The 13607-nt window shown below is 34.0% G+C and carries 19 protein-coding genes and 1 tRNA gene; 5 read left to right on the top strand and 15 right to left on the bottom strand.

Going from position 1 to position 13607, the window contains the following annotated elements:
* Positions 1-2: 2 nt before the first annotated feature.
* The 6 genes from QZQ55_RS00245 to QZQ55_RS00220 form a co-directional block, all read right to left on the bottom strand.
* Positions 3-827 carry a MurR/RpiR family transcriptional regulator gene (locus QZQ55_RS00245; RefSeq protein WP_295088418.1) on the bottom strand — a complete coding sequence of 275 codons (825 nt, stop codon included), beginning with the start codon at positions 825-827 and terminating at the stop codon, positions 3-5.
* Positions 828-1111: 284 nt separating this feature from the next.
* Positions 1112-2077, bottom strand: coding sequence for a dipeptidase (locus QZQ55_RS00240; RefSeq protein ID WP_295088415.1), 966 nt, complete (start codon positions 2075-2077; stop codon positions 1112-1114).
* Positions 2077-2325 (bottom strand): hypothetical protein, encoded by a 249-nt coding sequence (locus QZQ55_RS00235; protein ID WP_295088412.1) that lies wholly within the window; start codon positions 2323-2325, stop codon positions 2077-2079. Before QZQ55_RS00235 ends, QZQ55_RS00240 begins: the two co-directional genes overlap by 1 nt.
* 6 nt (positions 2326-2331) lie before the next feature.
* A complete protein-coding gene (locus tag QZQ55_RS00230) occupies positions 2332-3111 on the bottom strand; it encodes an HAD family hydrolase (protein ID WP_295088409.1) in 780 nt (259 codons plus the stop codon).
* Between the two features lie 59 nt (positions 3112-3170).
* Entirely contained in the window at positions 3171-3440 is a 270-nt protein-coding gene (locus QZQ55_RS00225; RefSeq protein WP_117458270.1) for an HPr family phosphocarrier protein, read from the bottom strand.
* 110 nt (positions 3441-3550) lie between these two features.
* A tRNA-Trp gene (locus QZQ55_RS00220) sits at positions 3551-3624 on the bottom strand.
* A 96-nt stretch (positions 3625-3720) separates the two neighbouring features.
* On the opposite strand from QZQ55_RS00220, the gene QZQ55_RS00215 reads away from it, so the two are divergent.
* Positions 3721-4074, top strand: a complete 354-nt coding sequence (locus QZQ55_RS00215) for a hypothetical protein (protein ID WP_295088407.1) — start codon at positions 3721-3723, stop codon at positions 4072-4074.
* A 36-nt stretch (positions 4075-4110) separates the two neighbouring features.
* Here QZQ55_RS00215 and QZQ55_RS00210 read toward each other — a convergent pair whose 3' ends face one another.
* On the bottom strand, positions 4111-5550 hold the full coding sequence (locus QZQ55_RS00210; protein WP_295088404.1) for a glycoside hydrolase family 1 protein: 1440 nt from the start codon (positions 5548-5550) through the stop codon (positions 4111-4113).
* Between the two features lie 120 nt (positions 5551-5670).
* On the opposite strand from QZQ55_RS00210, the gene QZQ55_RS00205 reads away from it, so the two are divergent.
* From QZQ55_RS00205 to QZQ55_RS00195, 3 genes are read left to right on the top strand one after another with little or no spacing between them, the layout of a single operon-like run.
* On the top strand, positions 5671-6057 hold the full coding sequence (locus tag QZQ55_RS00205) for a GntR family transcriptional regulator (RefSeq protein ID WP_129980923.1): 387 nt from the start codon (positions 5671-5673) through the stop codon (positions 6055-6057).
* Positions 6044-6862, top strand: coding sequence for an ABC transporter ATP-binding protein (locus QZQ55_RS00200; RefSeq protein ID WP_295088401.1), 819 nt, complete (start codon positions 6044-6046; stop codon positions 6860-6862). The genes QZQ55_RS00205 and QZQ55_RS00200 overlap by 14 nt, the downstream gene beginning before the upstream one ends.
* The gene (locus QZQ55_RS00195; protein ID WP_295088399.1) at positions 6859-7464 is read left to right on the top strand and encodes an ABC-2 transporter permease; all 606 of its coding nucleotides are present in this window, start codon (positions 6859-6861) and stop codon (positions 7462-7464) included. The genes QZQ55_RS00200 and QZQ55_RS00195 overlap by 4 nt, the downstream gene beginning before the upstream one ends.
* A gap of 10 nt (positions 7465-7474) precedes the next feature.
* Here the strand turns inward: QZQ55_RS00195 and QZQ55_RS00190 are convergent, their stop codons facing one another.
* From QZQ55_RS00190 to QZQ55_RS00160, 7 genes are all read right to left on the bottom strand, one after another.
* Positions 7475-7858: a hypothetical protein gene (locus tag QZQ55_RS00190; protein ID WP_295088396.1), complete on the bottom strand. Its 384-nt coding sequence runs from the start codon at positions 7856-7858 to the stop codon at positions 7475-7477.
* A 46-nt stretch (positions 7859-7904) separates the two neighbouring features.
* A complete protein-coding gene (locus tag QZQ55_RS00185; protein WP_295088394.1) occupies positions 7905-8804 on the bottom strand; it encodes a DMT family transporter in 900 nt (299 codons plus the stop codon).
* 80 nt (positions 8805-8884) lie between these two features.
* Entirely contained in the window at positions 8885-10180 is a 1296-nt protein-coding gene (eno, locus tag QZQ55_RS00180) for a phosphopyruvate hydratase (RefSeq protein WP_295088391.1), read from the bottom strand.
* A gap of 210 nt (positions 10181-10390) precedes the next feature.
* Positions 10391-10789, bottom strand: coding sequence for a hypothetical protein (locus QZQ55_RS00175; protein ID WP_295088388.1), 399 nt, complete (start codon positions 10787-10789; stop codon positions 10391-10393).
* Between the two features lie 115 nt (positions 10790-10904).
* Complete coding sequence (locus QZQ55_RS00170; RefSeq protein WP_295088384.1) at positions 10905-11801, bottom strand: LysR family transcriptional regulator; 897 nt, start codon at positions 11799-11801, stop codon at positions 10905-10907.
* Positions 11802-11825: 24 nt separating this feature from the next.
* The gene (locus QZQ55_RS00165; RefSeq protein ID WP_295088381.1) at positions 11826-12209 is read right to left on the bottom strand and encodes a hypothetical protein; all 384 of its coding nucleotides are present in this window, start codon (positions 12207-12209) and stop codon (positions 11826-11828) included.
* Positions 12196-12876 (bottom strand): MBL fold metallo-hydrolase, encoded by a 681-nt coding sequence (locus tag QZQ55_RS00160; RefSeq protein ID WP_295088378.1) that lies wholly within the window; start codon positions 12874-12876, stop codon positions 12196-12198. Before QZQ55_RS00160 ends, QZQ55_RS00165 begins: the two co-directional genes overlap by 14 nt.
* An 83-nt stretch (positions 12877-12959) precedes the next feature.
* On the opposite strand from QZQ55_RS00160, the gene crcB reads away from it, so the two are divergent.
* On the top strand, positions 12960-13322 hold the full coding sequence (crcB, locus tag QZQ55_RS00155; RefSeq protein WP_295088376.1) for a fluoride efflux transporter CrcB: 363 nt from the start codon (positions 12960-12962) through the stop codon (positions 13320-13322).
* 25 nt (positions 13323-13347) lie between these two features.
* Here the strand turns inward: crcB and QZQ55_RS00150 are convergent, their stop codons facing one another.
* A complete protein-coding gene (locus tag QZQ55_RS00150; protein ID WP_295088373.1) occupies positions 13348-13596 on the bottom strand; it encodes a TIGR03905 family TSCPD domain-containing protein in 249 nt (82 codons plus the stop codon).
* Between the last annotated feature and the right edge of the window lie 11 nt (positions 13597-13607).

Below are 13607 nucleotides of genomic sequence, written 5' to 3'. Positions count from 1 at the left end.
ACCTACACCAATTTCTTTTTCATTGATTTGAGATCTGGACAAAACAAACTATAGTAACGTAAACTCATTAACTGTACTGCAGTTAATAAAGCATGCTTTGTTGTCTTATTTTCAAGAGAACCACCGACTAATACCTTATATTCCACAGGAATACCTAGATTATCTTCATGAGTAGAAGTAATCCATACAATATGACATTTAGATTTATGAAGATACTGTAAGACCTTATGTCCCACATGTTCAAAGTTACCATTCAATGAAATCACAATCGCCACTGAATCTTCGTTCATCTGTTTTGCACATTCTAACTGTCTTTCTGAATCCATATATGCGATAGTAAACTTCTCTAACATCAATAAATCCGTCTGTAGTAATATTGCCGCACTTGTCGAGAACTGCGTTCCAAAGAAAGCCACTTCATCATGATCATGAATTAAATGAAGTACTTCGTCTAGTATCTTCCAATCAAGTATCTTTGAGAGCTGTGATGTGGATTCAATAATCTGCTGAGCAAACTCTTCGGTAGCCTTTTCTGGTGAATGTGCCATACATTCCAAATCAATATTAATCAAATTATTGAATTTCTTATTATTAGAATGAAAACTATTGCATTCCTGTTTTAAATGCGCAAAGTTTTCATACCCTAAAGCACGACAGAAACGTGAAATGGTCGCAGGAGATACAAAGCACTCTTCTGCAAGTTCACTAATACGCATATCTGGGATACGATAGAAATTATTAGCCATAAATAAAGCAATAAAATAGTTTGTATCTGTTTCACTAGCTGTATCTAGATAGATCATCAGGCGATAAAATAAATTTTTCATATTTTCTCTCCTTCATGTTATTTATCTATATTATTATATAATATTTTTCAAATTAAAAAAAGAAAGACATGTGCACTATTTTACATAAATTGCTATCTGTTCAAAACTTCAAAAGGCACTATTTTACATAAATATGAACCATATTCATATTACGTTCACAATTCTCCGTTATATTGATATATGTAGTTCACGGATACTCCCAAGTGACTACATAACTTCTCCCCCAAAAAGTTATTAAAAGAAAAATGACAGGCTTCCCCATCATATACGGCCTGTCATTTTTTCTATTTCAAGATTTCTCTATAAACACGTAATACGTTTTTATAGAAGACTTTTTCAATTTCTTCAGTTGTCAATCCTGCGTCTCTAAGTGCCTTTTCTAATTGAGGTAAATAAGACGCATTTTTCATTTCTAGATTTTGTGAAATACCATCAAAATCAGAACCTAAGCCAATACATTCAATACCTGCTAAGTCCTTGATATAAAGAATATGCTTCACCATATCTTCAATACGTGACTTTTCCACATTCTCACCTAAGAAACCTGCAGCATAGTTAAGACCCATAACACCACCACGATGCGCAAGCTTTAAAATCATATCATCACTCATATTACGGGCATGAGGACATACAGCACGTGCATTAGAATGAGATGCCACAAAAGGTTTCTTGACGATATCTAACACATCATAGAAACATTTATCTGACATATGAGACACATCAATAATCATGCCTAGATCTTCCATCTCTTTGATATAGGCTTTCCCTGCATCAGTGAGACCATGTACATCATCATATGTATGATAGCCATGTGTATCATCATTCATATCAAAATTAGGATATGTGAGTCCATTGATATGATTCCAGCTTAATGCAACCATACGTACACCTAAACGATAATAGTTTCTTAAATAAGAAAGGTCTTCATGAATGACTGCCCCTTCTTCAATAGTAAGCAGTGCACTCATGATACCATTATGTGTATTTTCCATAATTTCATCATAAGTTGTAACTGGGTGGATCTTATCCTTATTCTTTCTCATTTCCTGATAAAAATAATCAATACATTTCATCACATGATCAACTGGATCAGCTGTTTTCTTTAGTTCAGTGAAGATAGCGAAGTTCTGTAAAAGATAATCTCCTTCTTCCATCTTTTTTAAATCAATATTTAAGTTATTTTCACTTAATGAGAGGTGATTCTTTTCCATCTCATAGAGTGTATCACAATGCATATCTACTACTTTCATTACTTCACCTCAAATGGGATATCTAAAGTCTTATAGGCTTCTGTTTTATCCTGTGTTTCCTTAAGCCATTCAATGGCTTTTTTTAATTCTTCAGGGTCTTCTTCTACAATACCCCCTACTGCTACCTGTACAATATCATAAATAGACTGCCATAAATCATCAAAACTATGTGAATCCTGATCAGCCATTTCGCTATCTACATATACATCTAAATCTCTACCTGTTTCATATGCTTCTTTTAATGTCATTTTTCTCTACTCCTTTATATATCCAAAATGAATACAAGCTTTATAAATACCATCATCATCAATATCTGCAGTTACGTAATCTGCTTCCGCTTTAGTCATTGCATCACCATTACCCATACAAATTGATGTTGAGGCATGCTTCATCATTTCTATATCATTCTGTGAATCACCAAAACATATATAATGATCACTACCTAATACTTTACCTAATTCCATAATACCTGTTGCTTTAGATACACCTGCAATAGCAACATCCGCAAAACAGGATAAACCTGGTAATACAGAAATACCTTCTAAATCAAGAAATGGTTTATAATCCCACCCTTTAGGACCATAGATAATCATCATATCGACAAGATCAGTCCCGTTATACTTTTCAACCGGTCCTATCTGGTTTCCAAAATAACGCTGTGTCTCTAAGACATATTCATCTGGTTCTTTTGTGATAATGCGATGTTCCTTCTTCAAAGTCACTGCAAGATTCAATTCATCTGCTTTCGCAATTGTATGAATAACATCTTCATTCTTAAAATGATGGGCATTGATCACATTGCCTTTCCCATCTGTAATCAACTGACCGTTATTAAACACAAATCCATCCCAGTCCGCAATATCCTGTATACCCGTACGTAAGAAAGAATCTCTTCCTCTTCCTGTTGAAACAACGATTGGATATCCTGCTTCCTTTAATTTCTTAAGCGCAAGAATCGTTGAATCATATACTATATGTTCATCTGTCGTACCTCTAATAGTACCATCTACATCAAAACACATCATTGGTTTCATACCATCAACTCCTTACGCCTATTATACATAAAAAAGAAAAAGAATGCATCATGCATTCTTTATCCGATAATACCTAATTCTTTCATTTTTTCATGCACTGCTTTAATACCTGTTTCTTCATCTTCTCCATCGGCAGTAATCACAATCTTTGCCTTTGTTGGAATACCTAATGAAAGAACGCCCATCATCGATTTAAGATTCACAGTCTTACCTGAATAAGTTAAGGTAAAGTCACTGTCGAAAGTCTTTGCGACTTCGATAAGATCCATTGCAGGTGTCGCATATAAACCTACTGGATCTGTTACGATACATGCTAAAGTTTTTGCCATAAATTGTAACCCCTTTCATAACTCTATTATACCACATCAAAAGGAGTATTAAATAAATAAACATAAAATAAATAAAAAAAACGAACACCGAAGTGTTCGTTATTTACAGATGGCAGGGGCTACAGGAATCGAACCCGTATCAACGGTTTTGGAGACCGATGTTCTACCATTGGACCAAGCCCCTAAGTTAAACTGCTTGTTTATATTACCATACCAATTTATAAAAAGCAATAGTAAAATACATAAGAAAATGATATTATTGTATACGTGAGGTGAGTCTATGTTTTTTAAACGTAAAGAAGCAGTACAAACACTTGAATTCAATCATGCTTATGAAGAGTTTCAAAATAATATGAATATTATTCTACTATGTGTGGATGATGATTTAAAGTTTGATGTAAGACATCCAGTCGATGCACAATGTTATCCTGCAAGACTAATTGATCAGCATGCAAAAAGAGATCTTGATCCTACTGCAACATATTATGTTTATGCTCTTGCAGCTGGAACTGCACATGAAGGTTCAAGAAAATTAGTCAAAGCAGGATTTAAGGTCTATGATTTAGGATCTTTAGTAGATTTTAGAGGCCCTGAAGAAGGTAACTCTGTAAAACAGAAAAGACATCAACATTAAAGAAGGACTATGGATTCATAGCCCTTCTTTTTCGTATTATTTTAGATCTTCACCATTTGTTTTAATGACTTTCTGATACCAGTAGAATGATTCTTTTCTACGTCTAGAGAAGTCACCTGTTCCATCATCATATCTTTCTACAAAGATGAAACCATAACGTTTAGCCATTTCACCAGTAGATGCTGATACTAAGTCAATACATCCCCAAGGAGTATAACCTCTTAAATCAACACCATCTAATACAGCCTCATGCATCTGTTCAATATGGCTTCTTAAGTAATCAATACGATAATCATCACGTACTTTACCATCTTCATCAATCTTATCATAAGCACCTAAGCCGTTTTCTACGACAAAGATTGGCTTCTGATAACGATCCCAGATTTCATTTAATGAATATCTTAAACCGATTGGATCAATCTGCCAGCCCCAGTCACTTGCTTTAAGATATGGGTTTGATACACCACCTAGGATATTACCTGAACCTGCCTCTTTACTCTTATCTGCTGTCTGACAATTAGACATATAATAAGAACATGTATAGAAATCAACTGGACCAGCCTTTAAGATATCTTCATCGCCTTCTTCCATAACGATGTTGATATTATTATCTTTAAAGTATCTCTTAATATAGTTTGGATAAGCACCACGGCACTGTACATCTGAACAGAACCAGTTCATTAAATGATTCTTTTCCTGGTTCACAATCTGATCATGAGGATCACATGTTAAACCATAGCTAGTGGCCATAATCTGCATACATCCTACTTGATAATTAGGATCAATTTCATGAGCCATTTTGACTGCAAGTGCACTTGCCACAAACTGATGATGTAATCCCTGGAAACGATTCTGAGGATTATCTACCTGTTCCATGAAATTCATTGTCTTGATTTCATTTAAAATACCCTGTGATAAGAAACCACCCATTGGTGTAGTCGCTGAGTTGATTTCATTGAAAGTCAACCAGTATTTTACTTTACCTTTATATCTAGTAAAAATTGCCTTACAGAAGTTTAAGTAACAGTCAATCATACGACGATCTGCCCAGGCATTCCATTTCTTAGTTAAGTTAAATGGTTCTTCATAATGGGAAATAGTAATTAATGGTTCAATATTGTATTTTCGACATTCATCAATTAATTCTTCATAGAACTTTAAACCTTCTTCATTTGGTGTTTCTTCATCTCCATTAGGGAAGATTCTAGTCCATGCAATTGAGAAACGATACATCTTGAATCCCATTTCTGCGAATAATGCGATATCTTCCTTAAAACGATGATAATGATCAATCGCATCATGTGAAGGATAGAAAGTACCTTCTTCTAATACTGGTGTAATGCGTTTACTTACTGTTGCACTTCCTCCAGTACATACGTCAGGACAGGAAATACCTTTTCCACCTTCCTGCCATCCACCTTCTAGCTGGTTGGCTGCAGTTGCGCCACCCCAATAAAAGTCTTCTCTAAAACTCATTATTATGTCCTCCTTGTTTTCAAGAGTATACTATCAAACATTGAAAGATTATGCTTATTATTTTCATAATTTGAATTTTGTATTGCACGGTGTTATATACTGTTTATAGGAGGAAGAGAGATGCATATTATCATTAATCATTCATCAATGGTTCCTATATATGAACAGATTGTAGAAGCTATTAAAGAAGCAATACTTTCTAATCAGTTATCTCCTAATGAAGCACTTCCTTCAGTACGTGCTTTATCTAAAGAATTAAAGATCAGTGCTTTAACTGTGAAGAAAGCATATGATTTCTTAGAAAAAGAAGGGTATACAACCACTGTTCATGGAAAAGGAAGCTATGTATTAGAGGTTTCTCAAAATGAAGTGAAAGAAAATTGTTTAAGAGAAACAGAAGAACTATTATCTCGTGCTATAGAAAAAGGAAAGTGTTCTGGCATTACTTATCAGGAAATGCAGGACATGTTATCTCTTATTATGGAGGATGTTTATGATTCACATTGATCATTTGAAAAAGAGTTATGACTCATTTACTCTTGAATGCAGCCTAGATATCCCTAAAGGTATTATTACTGGAATTATAGGAATGAATGGTGCTGGTAAGAGTACATTATTCAAGAGTATTCTTGGTATTAATCCTATTGATGAAGGTAACATACAGATACCTGATAAACAGGAAATTGGTGTTGTATTAAGTGAAACAGGGTTCAGTGAATTCTTTACTGTATCCGATATAATCAGTATTCTAAAATGTACTTATAAACGTTTTGACGAAGATTTGTTTCAATCTTATTGTCAGCGTTTTGATATCCCTTTAGATAAGAAAGTTCGTACATTTTCTACAGGTATGAAAGCAAAACTGAATATCATTATTGCGTTAACACATCATGCTCAGTTACTGATTTTAGATGAACTAACTGCAGGACTCGATGTTCTTACTAGAGATGAAATACTAGATATACTGAGAGATTATATGGAAAAAGAAGATTGTACTATTCTTATTTCTTCTCATATATCTAGTGATTTAGAATCATTATGTGATGATCTTTATATTATCGATCATGGACAAATCATCATGCATGAAGAAATGGATACACTTCTGTCTCAATATGGTGTGTTAAAGGTATCTAAAGAAGATTATAAAAGCTTAGATAAAGATTATCTGCTGGAAGTAATGAAAGAACCATTTGGTTATTCATGTCTTACAAACGAAAGACAGTTCTATAGTGAAAACTATCCTACTATTGTGATTGAACAGAATCATATTGATACAATGATTCCTATTCTATTAAAAGGAGAGCGCTTATGAAAGGACTACTCAAAAAAGATTTATTATTACTCAAGTCTCAAATAAAGTATATTGTAACGATTGTTGTAATCTGTCTGATTATGGCTTATGCAAATTCTGGATTTGCGTCTATTTCTAGTTATCTTACATTTATGGGAACAGGACTTGTCTTCAATTCATTTTCTTATGATATGTATCACAATGAGATGACTTATCTCTTTGCCCTGCCTTTTAGTAAGAGAGAATACTGTTTAGAGAAATATATCTATGCACTCACTGTTACATTCATATCATGGCTGATTGCTTTCCTTATAAGTTCCGCAACTCATATTAACTTAGAAACAACAATTGTCCAGCTTGCCATGCTCTTTTCCGCATTCATATATATTTCTATCACGATTCCTGTAATGATGAAGTACGGTCGTGAAAAGGCAACTATTATTGTCTTAATGTTGATGCTTGTTTTATTTCTTGCAGTTGCAAGTGGTGCGACTTCAGTAGGCATGTTGATGAGTCAAATTTCAGCATTCCTACTCATTGGAATATATGCATTCATTGTACTATTTGCTTTGATCATCTCTTATAGAAGTACAATCAGCATCCTTAACAACAAAGAACTCTAACAAAGAACCGCTACATGTTGTAGCGGTTCTGTTTGTTTATATATTGTCCAATCATGATTCCAAGTAATGACGGGATCACACCATATAATACTATTTCTGAACTTGGTACCAATATCTTTTCAATATCAGTCAACGATACATGAATAAAGCTTAAATAACAGCCAAGTATTTCCATCATACCAAAGAATAATGTAAGCAAATAAATAGCACGATGGTCTGACTGACCGTAAAGCACTGATATAATAAAAGCTGATGTCGGCAACACTAAATATAATATAAATAATGACACTTCAATAATCTGTCCTGGATGTGTTCTTGACCAGGCAAATAAAATATATAAAGACCAAATCATCATATAAATGAGAAATGGAATCCCCTTCTTTAACTTCTCCATATTAACCACTCCCTAATATTATTATATTACAAAATATATGTAATAGTTATGAATTTGATACTTGATCACTAGGAAGAGCTAATAAGAAGATTGTCACAAGAATCATCGTAAAACCAACAAGATCAATACATTTGAATGGTGTAGATAACCATACAAACGCAAATAATATAGCTGATACAGGTTCAATACTTGCAATCATACTTGCCTTGACTGGACCAATATCTACAACTCCCTGTAAATATAATGTGAAGGCAACTGCTGTTCCTATTACTATAATACCTATTGTTGCAAGTACTCCAGCTAAGTCTAATGCAGGGGCAAGAGTCCATGTCTTGCCTGCACATAATAGCGCAATACCGCCGAATAACATTCCTATACCAGTGACTGGAACACTGCCATATACAGCCATCAGACGCTTAGGATAGATAGAATAAGCAGCACTCGTAAAACCACAGGCAATATCCCAGAATAATCCTGCAGGTGTTAATGATAAACCATTTAGATGACCATGAGTTGCAATCACAAAAGCACCACCTAAAGCCAAGATAATACATAATAATTCTACCTTATTAGGTAATCTCTTTAATGTAAGACAAACGACAATCATGATATAAATTGGTGAAAGATACTGCAACACTGTAGCAGTTCCCGCATTAGATGTATTAATAGCCTGTAAATAAGTAAACTGACACAACATTAAGACAAAACCAAAACCAAATGTTTTAAGTAAGTCTTTCTTTTGACTGACTAAGCGTTTCATAGATTCTTTTTGTGTAAATACACCAAATAATGTAATCAACAATCCTGCAAAACACATACGCATAGATGTAAGCCAGAGTGGATTAGCTTGATAATAAGTAAATAAGAACTGCCCGCTTGCACCTGAAAAGCCCCAGCATGTCCCACCAATCAAAGTGAGAAGTACTCCTCTTTTAAAATATTTCATAATATTTCTCCCAAAAATATGTTCATATATCATAACATAATTCATTTGAAAGAAAAGAAAAAAAGGCAGATTTCTCTGCCTTACTTATTGAACTTGAATGTCTTAATACCAGGATAAACTGCACTATCACCTAAAGCTTCTTCAATACGAAGTAACTGATTGTATTTAGCAACTCTTTCAGTTCTGCTTGGTGCACCAGTTTTGATCTGACCTGCATTGAGTGCAACAGCTAAGTCTGCAATAGTTGTATCTTCTGTTTCACCTGAACGATGAGATACGATTGCTGTCATGTTTGCGTTATGTGCCATCTTAATGGCTTCTAATGTTTCAGATAGAGTACCAATCTGGTTTAGCTTAATGAGGATAGAATTACCTGCTTTTAATTCAATACCCTTAGATAAACGTTTAGTATTAGTAACGAATAAGTCATCACCTACTAGCTGTACTTTATCACCTAACTCCTGAGTCATTAGAGTCCAGCCTTCCCAGTCTTCTTCATCTAAACCATCTTCTAATGAATAGATTGGATACTTTTCAACTAAAGACTTCCAATGCGCAATTAATTCTGCAGAAGTATAAGTTTTACCTGATTTAGGTAATTTATAGAAGCCCTTCTTATCTGTCTTCCATTCACTTGATGCAGCATCAATCGCAAGTACAAAGTCTTTACCTGGTTCATAACCTGCATTCTTAACTGCTTCTAGAATAGTTTCGATTGTTTCTTCATCAGTTGATAAATCTGGCGCAAATCCACCTTCATCACCTACTGAAGTAGCGAGTCCCTTAGACTTTAATAATGACTGTAATGCATGGAATACTTCAGCAGCCATTCTTAGAGCATCCTTGAAACTATCAGCACCTACTGGCATGATCATGAATTCCTGTACATCTACAGTATTTGTAGCATGAGCACCACCATTTAAGATATTCATCATTGGAACAGGAAGCTTATTCGCATTTACACCACCAATGAAACGGTATAAAGAAACACCTTCACTCTTAGCTGCAGCTTGAGCAGCCGCTAAAGAAACAGCTAGAATCGCATTGGCGCCAAAGTTAGATTTATCTTCTGTACCATCTGCTTCAATCATTAGTTTATCAACATGATATGTATCTCTAGCATCTGCACCAATGACTGCTTTCGCAATTTCATTATTCACATGTTCGACTGCCTTAGAAACACCTTTACCACCAAACTTCTTAGGATCGTTATCTCTTAATTCTAATGCTTCAAATTCACCTGTAGAAGCACCACTAGGGCTTGCAGCACGTCCTACTGTACCATCTGCAAGAGTCACTTCTGCTTCTACTGTTGGATTTCCACGAGAGTCAATAATTTCGCGTCCATATACTTTCTCAATTAAATATTTGTTCATTGTTTACCTCCAAGTTAGTAATCTCTAACTGTAGTTAGTTTAGCATAACCACAGTTATTAAACAAGTAAAATGACCAGAAAAATTAATTTAATATATCTATTGCATTTATCTCATGTGCATGATATTATCTAGTTAGTTACTTCTAACTAGTAACTAAAAAAAACATATCCTTACAATCCTTATAAAAAGAGTGGCCGTAGCCACTCTTTTTATTCGATATTTAATTGTTGTGAGAGATGATGAGATGCAAGCATCACTCTTGTCATTGGCAGATCATGATTAACTGGAGAATCTACACCAAAATAGACTTTCATTACCATAACCGCAAAAGCATTGGCATCGATTGCATATTCAAGATCATGAGGTTGTTTCATATTTGTATAATCCTGATAATAACGTCTTAATTCTGTAAATAACGCAAATAAGGATTTTTGATTTTCCTTCTTGAAGGCATCGATATCAACATATAAGCATCCTTGCTTTCCTGATATATATTTCACTAAATGATAGTTCTGACCTTCTGGCATTTCATAAACAACATCTACGCGAGGGACATCCTGAAGACTACAGCCAAAAGAGATCAGTTTCTCTAAATAACGTTTCAACATGAGTCTTACCTCCTTCAACATCACACTTGTGATGTTGGTAGTATTTTACACCAAAAATCACAAAAAGCAAGAATATCACTAGTAATATTTAAGTGGTAAAATCAAGAGATTATCATTATATATGCTTTTTTAGTGCCTCCATATAGGCTTCTCCATAACGTGAAAGTATCATATTCTTCTGTGTAATAGTGCCTACTCTCATGATTTCATCCACTAATAAAGGAACGGAAATGATTGTTTCACCATTCAATTCTTTAGAGATAATACCAGTAGATACTGTATAACCATTTAAACCTATCAACAAGTTAAAGAGTGTTGCACGGTCTCTTACCTTAATGTTTCTCTTTCTATCTAATGTACTTAATACTTCTTCTGAGAAATAGAAAGAATTATACTCTCCCTGTTCAAAAGAGAGATATGGGTAATCTTCTAAGTCCTTAAGTGTTAATGTCTTCTTATAAGCTAGAGGATGGTGATACGAAATAAAAACATGAGGTTTTGCGACAAAAAGTTCTTTAAATTCCAAGTTATTCTGTCTGATCATCTTCATGATGACTTCTTCATTCTTAGGACATGTATAAAGAACACCTATTTCACTTTTCATAGTAGAAACATCTTCGATAATTTCATGTGTTTCTGTTTCTCTTAATGTGAAATCATATTGGTTAACACCAAACTGTCTAATAACATCTACAAAGGCATTGACCGCAAAAGAATAATGCTGGCAGGATACACTAAAATGGGGACTTTGATGTTTATCATTCATATAGCGTTCTTCAAGTAGATCAGCTTGATCTAATACCTGTCTAGCATAACTTAAGAATGTTTCTCCTTCCCTAGATACAATAACACCTTTATTGGTACGCCTAAAGATTGTGATATGCATTTCATTTTCTAATTCTTTAATCGCATTTGTAAGAGAAGGCTGTGAGATAAATAGTCTTTTAGCAGCCTGAGTAATGCTTCCAGTTTGCGCCACCATGACGACATAACGTAATTGATTGAGTGTCATGATTTTCCTCCTTTTCCTGGGAAATTATTTTGTTTTGAGTGTCAGTTCTGCAATCTTTGTCTTACCATCCTGTAAATAGAGTGGTAATGTACGTGACGATGATGTAATAGAATCCTTGTCTGTTTTCTTTAAGTAACCTTTAATCCCTTCTTTACTTTCTGCAAGAATGAGATCAGGAACACTACCTACATAGTCTGATAAATCAGGACCATAGGTTTCTCCTGATTCGTTTTTAGGATATCCCTTTTCAACGATTTCTTGACTATCAGGAATAATCAAATGATTATTAATATAGGCAATCTCAAAGCGAGACATATCATGAGATATATTTTTCTGAAAATAAAGAACACCACATATAGAAATCATAAAAAAGAGGGGAATAATCCAAAGTATTTTATATTTTGACATCCATAACTTCTCCATCTTGTGTAAATGCAAGAACCTGGTCTTTATGCCCGTGTTCTTCTATAAATCTTTCAATGACATCATATTTATTCCAGCAATGCATTGGGACAATATAACGAGTATGACAAACCTTTAGGAAATCTGTCATACCTTCATGATAATGATCTTCTAGACGAGGATCTAAAGGAACAAAGGCCACATCAATATCAAAGTCCTTCATCTTTTCTAATTCTGTATGATAAAGGTTCTTCTGCCAGTCAAGCCATTCTTTATCTTCACCAACCCAATCCCAGTTATTGAGATCTCCTGCATGATAAAGAGTATAACCATCTACTTGTACCATAAACGCAATACCTTCATCATTCGATAAATAAGTACTGACTTCTATAGTAGAATCAAAATAAACAATATTATCCTTTAAATAAGTGATAGAATCATCTTCTATCTTCTCTATATCACTAGATAGTAAATAATGAACATTATTGTATTCTTTCTTTAAATCAAAGATTTTCTTTGAATAATGATCACCATGTCTATGACTTGCAAAGACATAAAATTTCTTACCAACAGGCACTTTTGGAATAGTCCCTGTATAATAATCAAATAACAAGCATGTACAATCTGTTTCTATAAAGAAACTGCTGTGTGCTATATAAGTAATTTTCAACATAATACCACCCCTTTTTTTGTATTATAACACCTTTGATTCTCTCTTCCATCTATTTTATAATACCCAAAAAGGGAGATGAAATTATGACAGCATGTATATATGTCGGTATGGGTGGTTTTATTGGTTCAGTGTTACGTTATTTAGTAGGTTTAATTCCTTTAAAGACAACCCATGGATTTCCATTACTGACTCTATTTATTAATATTCTAGGGGCTTTCTTAATAGGTTTTATTAGCACTGTAGCTTTAAAGAAATCTATGAATCCTCATTACGTTCTATTACTTAAAACAGGATTATGTGGGGGATTTACTACCTTCTCTACATTCGCTTTAGAATCTATCACTTTACATAAGAATGGCAATACAACTCTTGCAGTGCTTTATATAGTTTTAAGTATAATGCTTGGACTAAGTGCAGTCATTCTAGGTGATTATTGTGCACACTAAAAGGCAGATTTCTCTGCCTTTTTAATTACTTGATTGCTTCTTTTAATGCACATGCAAACTGATCTGCACATGATGTATTTCTCATACCACAAGTATTGCCTTCTAGAATAGCTGCAATTTCTTCAGCTTCTTTACCTTCTACAAGTTTACTAATGGCTTTTAAGTTACCATTACATCCTCTAGTAAATACAACGTTATGAATAGTATGACCTTCTAAGTCAAAATCAATAGTAGTTGCACAAGTTCCTTTAGTTTTATAAGTAAAATGTTCCATAATCATATCCT

The sequence above is a fragment of the uncultured Catenibacterium sp. genome, assembly GCF_900540665.1.
Lineage (GTDB): Bacteria > Bacillota_I > Bacilli_A > Erysipelotrichales > Coprobacillaceae > Catenibacterium.
This window is presented reverse-complemented; position numbering and strand designations above follow the sequence as displayed.